Origin of the sequence: Dankookia rubra (genome assembly GCF_004355005.1) — a bacterium.
In the GTDB taxonomy this organism is placed as follows: domain Bacteria; phylum Pseudomonadota; class Alphaproteobacteria; order Acetobacterales; family Acetobacteraceae; genus Paracraurococcus; species Paracraurococcus ruber_A.
Genome location: NZ_SMSJ01000037.1, coordinates 51,746 through 57,951 on the forward strand (window position 1 = coordinate 51,746; position 6,206 = coordinate 57,951).

At 62.8% G+C, this 6,206-nt stretch carries 7 protein-coding genes; 5 read left to right on the forward strand and 2 right to left on the reverse strand.

The window, feature by feature from the left end; translation table 11 throughout:
• Positions 1-152: 152 nt before the first annotated feature.
• Positions 153-764, reverse strand: coding sequence for a sigma-70 family RNA polymerase sigma factor (locus E2C06_RS21910; RefSeq protein ID WP_277751860.1), 612 nt, complete (start codon positions 762-764; stop codon positions 153-155).
• A 313-nt stretch (positions 765-1,077) separates the two neighbouring features.
• Between E2C06_RS21910 and E2C06_RS38515 the strand changes: the two genes are divergently transcribed.
• The 5 genes from E2C06_RS38515 to E2C06_RS21935 are packed head-to-tail and all read left to right on the forward strand — an operon-like array spanning position 1,078 to position 5,459.
• Positions 1,078-1,284, forward strand: coding sequence for a hypothetical protein (locus E2C06_RS38515; protein WP_193560490.1), 207 nt, complete (start codon positions 1,078-1,080; stop codon positions 1,282-1,284).
• Positions 1,284-2,993, forward strand: a complete 1,710-nt coding sequence (gene kaiC, locus E2C06_RS21920) for a circadian clock protein KaiC (RefSeq protein ID WP_133290742.1) — start codon at positions 1,284-1,286, stop codon at positions 2,991-2,993. The genes E2C06_RS38515 and kaiC overlap by 1 nt, the downstream gene beginning before the upstream one ends.
• On the forward strand, positions 2,990-3,370 hold the full coding sequence (locus E2C06_RS21925) for a circadian clock KaiB family protein (RefSeq protein WP_133290743.1): 381 nt from the start codon (positions 2,990-2,992) through the stop codon (positions 3,368-3,370). Before kaiC ends, E2C06_RS21925 begins: the two co-directional genes overlap by 4 nt.
• A gap of 53 nt (positions 3,371-3,423) precedes the next feature.
• Complete coding sequence (locus E2C06_RS21930; RefSeq protein WP_241671410.1) at positions 3,424-3,711, forward strand: circadian clock KaiB family protein; 288 nt, start codon at positions 3,424-3,426, stop codon at positions 3,709-3,711.
• Positions 3,711-5,459, forward strand: coding sequence for a PAS domain-containing hybrid sensor histidine kinase/response regulator (locus E2C06_RS21935; protein ID WP_133290745.1), 1,749 nt, complete (start codon positions 3,711-3,713; stop codon positions 5,457-5,459). The genes E2C06_RS21930 and E2C06_RS21935 overlap by 1 nt, the downstream gene beginning before the upstream one ends.
• Positions 5,460-5,528: 69 nt before the next feature.
• Here the strand turns inward: E2C06_RS21935 and E2C06_RS21940 are convergent, their stop codons facing one another.
• Complete coding sequence (locus E2C06_RS21940; RefSeq protein WP_206664630.1) at positions 5,529-6,035, reverse strand: response regulator; 507 nt, start codon at positions 6,033-6,035, stop codon at positions 5,529-5,531.
• Between the last annotated feature and the right edge of the window lie 171 nt (positions 6,036-6,206).

Consider the following 6,206-nt stretch of genomic DNA (forward strand, 5'->3'; position numbering starts at 1 on the left):
GGTCTCCTACTGCCGTGTGACAGGCAGAAAGGCTTACTTGGCGTCCGGTTTGCCCCACTGGGGATGCCAATCCGGTGTTGCCCGCTCGAAACCGTTTGTGGAATGAGCAGGTAGCGACCGCAACGTTCTCCTGTTCACCAAGGCGCCAGTAATTACGTTCCAACGTGGATGTTGACGGTGGTGCCCTTGTCGACCGCATTCGAATACTGCGCCCGCCCTACCTGTCGTTCAGACCGCTCCTCACCGGTCAGCCAAATCTGCACCTGGCGGCGGGCGCGAAAGACACGGCTTTTGGCCGTGCCGACGGCGCAGCCGGTTACCTGCGCCACCTCCTCGTAAGACAGTCCCTGCAGAACCACCATAAGGAGCGCTTCGCGCTGGTCGCTCGGCAGTTGCCCGAGTGCCCGGCTGAGTTCCTTCAGCACCATCCGGTCCTCATGCGCGCCGCTTACTGCGAAGGCGGACATCGGCAGGTCCTCGATGTCGGTCGTCTCGCGCTGCTTGCGCATTGTCGAGATGAAGCGGTTGCGCAGGATGCGGTGCATCCAGGCGGTGAAGTTGGTTCCCGGGGTGAAGGTCTCCTGCGCGGCCAGGGCATTTGCCACCGCATCCTGCACCAGGTCCTCGGCTGCAGCGCGATTGCGGGTCAGCGCCATGGCCTGTACGCGCAGCTTGGGGAGGAGGGTGACCAGCAGTTTGTGGAACTCGCCACTGTCATGCCGCTGGCGGGTCTGCTGTTGCAGTGCGTTGGTCATGCTGTCCATGAACGTTCCTCCCTGCGCCAATCTGGCAATAAGTGATCGGCGCTCGTTGGGGGTTGCATCCCAGCAACGTTACCAAATCACGCCATAGCGATCTGAGCCGGAGAGGGCAACGTGTGGAAGGCTCGCGCTGTCTAATCGCGCTTCGGCATCGAATGATACCGCGAGAGGTGGAGGTTGGGTACCACCGCTCGCAACTCGTGGCTTTGCTGAAGTAACCAGCGAAGTGACATTTGGTCCGGCCTGCCAACGTATTTACAGGCGTTGTGCAACCATCTAGCTTTGCATGTGCAGGCATATTGTTCTGGGACAGCTGATGCGTAAGCCGATCACCATGCGGTTCGATCCCGATCTCCTCGTGCAAGCACGGCATTTGGCCGCCCGGGAAAATCGCACCCTGACCAACCTCATCGAGACAGCAGTGCGTCAACGGGTCATCGCCTCTTCTTCGGAAGTGCCTCGGCGTGCATCAATCACGAAGAACTTGCCGAAGGCGCGATCCGCTGCCGCCCAGAGCCGCTGATGGATCGAAATGTCACAACGGCGCCTGACCTTGGTGCCGCGAAACCACTTCCCAAGGCACCGACCGGGATCGCCGGTTTCGACGACCTCACCCTTGGCGGCCTGCCGCGGGGCCGGCCGACGCTGGTCTGCGGTGGTGCCGGCTGCGGCAAGACGCTCTTTGCCATGACCTTCTTGCTCAATGGCATCCAGCGGTTCGACGAGGCCGGCGTGCTGATGAGCTTCGAGGAAGCGGCGGAGGATCTCGCCGCCAATGTCGCCTCCCTGAGCTACGATGTCGCCGGCTTGATTGCCGAGAAGCGTCTGGTGATCGATCACGTAAGGATCGAGCGCAGCGAGATCGAGGAAGCCGGCGAGTACGACCTCGAAGGCCTGTTCGTCCGCCTCGGCCACGCTATTGATTCGATCGGCGCGCGCCGCGTCGTGCTCGACACGCCAGAGGCGCTGTTCGCCGGCTTCTCCGACGAAGGCGTGCTGCGCGCCGAGTTGCGACGGCTATTCGGCTGGCTCAAGGATCGTGGGGTCACGGCCGTGATCACCGGCGAGCGCGGCGCGGGGCAGCTGACCCGGCATGGGCTGGAAGAGTACGTCTCGGATTGCGTCATCCTGCTCGACAACCGGGTGCACGACCAGGTCACCACCCGGCGGCTGCGCGTGATCAAGTACCGCGGTTCGGCGCACGGCACCAACGAGTACCCTTTCCTTATCGATGAGGGAGGGATCAGCGTCCTGCCGATTACCTCGGCCGGTCTAAACCACAAAACTTATAATGAGGCCGTGTCGACCGGGGTTACCGGGCTTGACACCATGTTCGGAGCGGGCGGCTATTATCGCGGCTCGAGCGTCCTGATTTCCGGCGGCTCCGGCAATGGCAAGACAATCTTGGCCGCGCACTTCGCCGAGGCCATGTGCCAACGCGGCAGCCGCTGCCTCTACTTCGGTTTCGAGGAAGGGCCCGACCAGCTCATACGAAACGTCCGCTCTGTTGGCATCGACCTCTCGCCGCATCTCAGCGCGGGGCTACTGCGATTTGAGACCGCACGCCCGAGCTTCTACGGTTTGGAGATGCATCTGGCGCGCATGCATCGTGATATCGAGCAGTTCGCGCCCGGCGCGGTGGTCGTCGATCCTATCTCAGCCTTCCGGGGCCCCGAGGTTGAGGTGCATGCGACCTTGCTGCGCATGATCGACATCCTGAAGACGCGTGGGATCACGGCGGTCTTTACAAACCTGTGCGGGGAGGAGCATCAGCCCAGCCACGGCGAGCATGGCCTTTCCTCGCTGATGGATACCTGGATCTCGCTGCGCACTATCGAGGCGGATGGCGAACGCAACCGTGCCCTGTACGTGTTGAAATCCCGCGGCATGGCTCATTCCAACCAGATCCGAGAGTTCGTACTGACCGCCGAGGGCATGTGCCTACGAGAGATCTACACCGGGCCAGGCGGCGTGTTGACCGGCTCGGCCCGCGTGGCGCAGGCGACGCGGGAGCAGGCAGAGGCAGCGGCCCGTGTGAGGGACGCCGCTCGGCGGCGCCGCCAGTTCGAGACGCAAAAGAACGCGCTGGAGCGGCAAATAGCAGATCTCCAGGCGGCTCTGGAGAAAGAGGCAGAGGAACTTGCCGCGTTTTCCGCCGAGGCGGAAGAGCATGAGGCAGGGCTTGCGCGCGATCAGGTGACGATGAGCGCGAGCCGGAGATCGGCCGAATGACCGATAACAAGCGCCAGCACAGCAAGCCGTACCTCGTGATCACGCACGAGGATGCAGCGCAGAACCAGCAGCAAGAGGCTGACGCAGCTGCCAGTGAGCACTACAACCTGCGGCTTTACGTTGCAGGGCAGACCGCAAAATCCGCCGCTGCCATCGTCAACTTGCGCCGTATTTGCGAGGAGCATCTTGCGGGGCGCTTTACCATCGAGGTTGTCGATCTGCTGGTACACCCACAACTCGCGGCAGGCGATCAGATCCTAGCGGTACCGACCTTGGTGCGTCGCCTACCGCCCCCGCTCAAGCGGGTCATTGGTAGCTTGGCTGACACGGAGCGTGTGCTAGTAGGTCTCGATTTGCGAAGCGGACATCACAAGTGACGTCGCGCGCGGGGGCCGGTCACCTGTCATCCAGACCTGTCCCCGCAAGTTATGTGCTGCGTCTTTATGTCTCTGGTTCCACAGCTCGCTCGGCCCGGGCCATTGAGAACCTGCACCAAATCTGCGAAGAGTATTTGGCTGGGCGCTACGACCTGGAAGTGGTCGATATTTATCAGAGACCTGAGGTGGCCAGGGAGTTTCAAATCATCGCCGTGCCTACTCTGGTGAAGATGCTACCTTCACCTTTACGCAGGATCGTTGGCGATCTGTCCAATCGTGATAGAGTTCTACGTGGCCTCGATCTGCTGTCGCTCGACGGCGACGCCACTCAGGAGGATTGATGGCGTTGCCCTTTCCTGCCGCCAGTGTCTCGAGCCTCGCCGCCTGCCGGCGCCGTATCGCAGAGCTCGAGGAGCAGCTACGCGAGGCGGAGGAGACGCTCGACGCGATCCGAGCCGGTGAGGTGGATGCCGTCGTCATCGGCGGCACTGACGGGTCGCAGCGCGTCTACACGCTGCAGACCGCCGACCAGCCATACCGCGTGCTAATCGAGGAAATCCAGGAAGGTGCCGTCACACTGAGTGCTGAAGGTATTATCCTCTACTGCAACCGGGCACTTGCGACCATGCTGCGCGTACCGTTGGAGCGGGTTATCGGTGCTCGGCTGGCCGACTTTGTCGCACCCGAGGCGCAGGCCAGCCTGGCGCGGCTGTTAGCACGCAGTGGTCGAGGCGATCTTACGTTGCTGGCCTACGATGGCACTGTCCTGCCGGTCCAGTTGTCGCTTAGCGAACTGCCGGTTGAGCAGGACAGTGGCGCTCGCCTCCTTTGCGCCGTCGTCGCCGACCTCACCGAGCGGGAGGCGCGCGGTCGCGAATTGTCTGAAGCCTATGGCCGCCTCGCGCGCGAGGTTGCGGAGCGCGAACGAACTGAAGCACGCCTCCATCAGGCACAAAAGATGGAAGCGCTGGGGCAACTATCGGGCGGCGTCGCGCATGATTTTAACAATTCAGCCGCGGTCGTCCTGGCCGGGCTTGCGCTGCTCGAGAAGCGGCATGGTCCCATGCTGGCCAGCACCGGCCTTGACGTGGCGCGCCTGCTCGGCGGCATCAAAGAAGGCGCCGAGCGCGGCGCGGCTGTCGCACGACGCCTGCTCTCCTTTGCGCGGCGCGAAGAGCTTCGGGCCGCAGATATCGACCCGTGTGAGTTACTCAGTGGGTTGCGCGAGGTCCTGGCGAATACCCTCGGTCCGGGTATCCGGGTGCGGGTCGAAGCGCCGCTCGGCTTGCCCTGCTTGCGTGCTGACCGGGCGAGTCTTGAGACCACAATCATCAACCTTGCGGTCAATGCCCGAGACGCCATGCCAAATGGCGGCATCGTCGTGCTTGGCGCCATCCCTGAGATCCTGCTGCCGGAGCAGGCTCGCGCCAGCGGCGTGAGCCCAGGCGCTTACCTGCGGCTATGGGTTGCCGATACCGGCACGGGAATGGATGCGGCCACCCTGGCGAGGGCAACTGAGCCGTTCTTCACGAGCAAGCCGAAGGATCGTGGCACAGGCCTTGGCTTATCCATGGCGGACGGCTTCGCTGCACAATCCGCTGGTGCCCTACGGATCGACAGCACTCCCGGGCGCGGCACCACCGTGACGCTCTGGCTGCCGCAGGCTACGGGCGTTCTGAATGGTGACGCGATTTCCACCCCAAATGGTGCTGGGCGGCCGCGTCGTGTTTTGGTAGTCGACGACGTCCCGGTCATGCGGCGCTTTCTGCGGGACTGCCTTGGCCATGTCAGGTGGGACGTGGTCGAGGCTGCTGATCGAGATCAGGCCCTGGCTGCGCTGCAGTCCAACAGAGCGATCGACGTTCTTATAACGGATTTCTCCATGCCGCCCGGGCCGGACGGCCTCACGCTTATCCGCGAGGCGCGGACGCTCTATCCGAAGCTGCCGGTTATTCTCCTCTCGGGCTCTGAAGCCCTGCCCGAGATGCTGCTGGCGGCGGCCGAGGAGCAATTTATCTTGCTACGCAAACCGGTCTCGCCAACTGAGCTGACCGAGGTGCTCGCAACGCTGATAGTGGATCAAGTATGACGCTTGGTCCCTGTCCTGCAGGCGGACTGTGAGTGGGAGGCCGCTGTCGAGATTTCGCGGCCAGAAGACCTACTTCGCTCTCAGGACTGCGGGTGCGTCCAGCACCTCTCGCATTTTCGTTGCAATCTGCTCGATAGTGAACGGTTTGCCGATTAGCTCGACACCGGGATCGAGCACGCCGTTGTGGACCACGGCGTTGCGCGTATAGCCGGTCGTGAACAGCACCTTGAGGTCAGGTCGGCGCCGTCGCGCCTCTTCGGCGAGCTTGCGACCGTTCACCTCCGGCATGACAACATCCGTGAAGAGAAGCGTGACGTTCGGATGCGCGTCGAGCAGGCGCAAAGCGCTGGCTGCTCCGTCCGCCTCCAGCACCCGGTAGCCGAGTTCGGTGAGTGCATCGACGCTGAACTGCCGCATGGCCGGCTCATCTTCGACAACGAGCACGATCTCTTCCGCGTCGCCGAGCGGCACCTCGACAGCGCAATCTTCTCCGGCCATCTCCTGGGCACCACCGACGAGCCGCGGAAGGTAAGTCTTGACCGTCGTGCCCTGCCCGGGCTCGGAGTAGATCTTCACGTGCCCCCTCGACTGCTTGACGAAACCGTACACCTGGGAAAGTCCTAGTCCGGTTCCCTTAGAAGCTGTACGCGATTAAACTCCTTACTGCACCTGGGTTTGAGCGACGAGCCGGCGTGCGATGATGGAGGTCATCGCAATCCAGATATGCCCGGCAAAGAGGTCCCCGGC

Excerpts from the sequence above, each read along its gene's own strand:
- E2C06_RS21910 (WP_277751860.1), bottom strand. The coding sequence starts at position 764 with ATGGACAGCATGACCAACGCACTGCAACAGCAGACCCGCCAGCGGCAT.
- E2C06_RS38515 (WP_193560490.1), top strand. The coding sequence starts at position 1,078 with ATGCGTAAGCCGATCACCATGCGGTTCGATCCCGATCTCCTCGTGCAA.
- kaiC (WP_133290742.1), top strand. The coding sequence starts at position 1,284 with ATGGATCGAAATGTCACAACGGCGCCTGACCTTGGTGCCGCGAAACCA.
- E2C06_RS21925 (WP_133290743.1), top strand. The coding sequence starts at position 2,990 with ATGACCGATAACAAGCGCCAGCACAGCAAGCCGTACCTCGTGATCACG.
- E2C06_RS21935 (WP_133290745.1), top strand. The coding sequence starts at position 3,711 with ATGGCGTTGCCCTTTCCTGCCGCCAGTGTCTCGAGCCTCGCCGCCTGC.